The 1,899-nt window shown below is 51.6% G+C and carries 1 protein-coding gene and 2 pseudogenes; 1 reads left to right on the top strand and 2 read right to left on the bottom strand.

The window, feature by feature from the left end; all coding sequences use genetic code 11:
- On the bottom strand, positions 1-670 hold a 670-nt coding region (locus tag DIT71_RS17560), incomplete at its 3' end, for a nucleotide sugar dehydrogenase (RefSeq protein WP_114614519.1).
- On the opposite strand from DIT71_RS17560, the pseudogene DIT71_RS17555 reads away from it, so the two are divergent.
- Positions 644-1,258, top strand: a pseudogene (locus DIT71_RS17555) (GGDEF domain-containing protein); the annotation flags it as partial. The gene DIT71_RS17560 and the pseudogene DIT71_RS17555 sit on opposite strands and share 27 nt — an antisense overlap.
- A 52-nt stretch (positions 1,259-1,310) precedes the next feature.
- On the opposite strand, the pseudogene DIT71_RS18455 reads toward DIT71_RS17555, so the two are convergent.
- Positions 1,311-1,638 (bottom strand): annotated as a pseudogene (locus DIT71_RS18455) (histone-like nucleoid-structuring protein, MvaT/MvaU family).
- Positions 1,639-1,899: the final 261 nt, after the last annotated feature.

Below are 1,899 nucleotides of genomic sequence, written 5' to 3'. Positions count from 1 at the left end.
CGATTTTTAGCTTTGAAAAGATCATCGATAACTCATTCATCAACGCGATGTTCAAATCACGCTGGGTATTCTCAATCACCTTCGCCGCTTCGGCCACTTTGATGGAACTGGCCTTGTGGGTACCGGCGGTAATAATGCCCGCATAAAGCTCATCTACTTCCGTGGCGGTTTCCGGTGTTGACCCCGAAGTAACCTTTTTTATGGTGGTGACACGGTGCTCTTTATCACCGGGATTAATCCGCTCCGGGCTGTATCCGGCATGAAAGTCCTGATTGAAGACGAGCCCGGACACTTTCTCCAGGATCGGAACGCACACTTCTTCCGTGGCACCCGGATAAACCGTGGACTCATAAATAACAATATCACCACGCTTGAGCACTTTACCCACACTCTCGCTGGCTTTAACCAGTGGTGTTAAATCGGGAGTTTTAAACTCATCAATCGGCGTAGGCACCGTCACAATATAAATCTGACAGTCGCGAATACCTTCCAGGGAATCGGCAAAGGACAATCCCTTCGATGCCGCCAGTTCTTCTCCGGAAACCTCACGGGTAAAATCCACACCGTCTTTTAATTGGGCAATGCGCTTGGAGTTGATATCAAAGCCAACAATCTGGCGTTTTTCCCCGAACGCGGCCGCCAACTTGCCGGGCTGGACGGGAAAGTTAATAAAATCTGCCTGATGGTCTACGACGTCACCGACATCGCCACCAATAAACGGGCCCTGGAAAGAGCCAACGAGCAGCTGGCCAAACTGAGCATGACCGACCGCCTCACCGGCCTGCTCAACCGCGGCACCTGGGAAAACCTCATCGACGCCGAGTTTGAGCGCCATCGCCGCTACGGCCACCCCACCTGCCTGGTGATGCTCGACATCGACCACTTCAAACCGGTGAATGACACCCATGGTCACCTGGCCGGCGACGAAGTCATCAAGCATGCCGCCAACGTGGTGCGAGACAGCCTGCGTCAATCCGACAGCCTGGGACGCTACGGCGGCGAAGAGTTCGGCATCATCCTGCCGGAAACCGACGCCGAGGGCGCGCGCATCATCTGCGAACGCATCCGCGAAGCCATCCAGAACACCCCGGTGCAAACCACCACCGCGCCCATCAAGTACACCGTCAGCATCGGCATCGCGCCGTTGACCGAAGGGCCGGAGAATCACATGCAATGGTTGCAGCAGGCGGATGAGGCGTTGTATGTGGCGAAGGAAGGCGGGAGAAATCGAGTGATAGTGTCCGGAGAGGCAAGGTAAGTCGGATCAGGCAAAGCCGTAATCCGACACCACGGGCAAATCTAAAACCCGATCAATCCTGCTGCCAACTCTGCACAGTTTCTTTCCCGTGCTTCTTCCGCCACTCATTCAGAACCTTGTGATTACCACCACGGGTCTGAACAACCTCACCGGTGTGCGGGTTCTTATAAGTCTTCATCGGCCGCTTCGGCCGGCTGCCTNGCGCCCAGAATCTGAAGAACGTCTTTCGGCGACTTGTCATATTGTTTCATTAACTCGCGAACTTTGTTTTCAAACTCAAGCTCACTCTTCAGAGCCTGGTCCTGTTCCAGGTTCGCCAGTTCTTCAGATAGCTTTTCCATAAGCTGTTTTTTTTGGTAGTAATCGTTAATCTTTGCCATGGAATCAAAACCCTATTAAATTCACTGCAATTGAAATGACCGAAAAGTCAAAACCGATAATAATAGATAAATCGGTGTATGGCAAAATAATTGGGTCACAAAACAATCATTCATAAAAAACCAACCCGCAGGCTGGTTATATTTAAATCAATAATCGGAGTTACAACCGCAAGTCGGCCTCGCCCAAAGGCAGCACACCTTTCAGATCAAACAACACGCCATTGTCTTTCAAATATTCCCTCAGTTCAGCAGAAGAACGTT

Origin of the sequence: Marinobacter vulgaris (genome assembly GCF_003344045.1) — a bacterium.
Taxonomy (GTDB): domain Bacteria; phylum Pseudomonadota; class Gammaproteobacteria; order Pseudomonadales; family Oleiphilaceae; genus Marinobacter; species Marinobacter vulgaris.
Note: the sequence above shows the minus strand (reverse complement) of the source record. Positions and strands in the feature narration are given on the sequence as shown.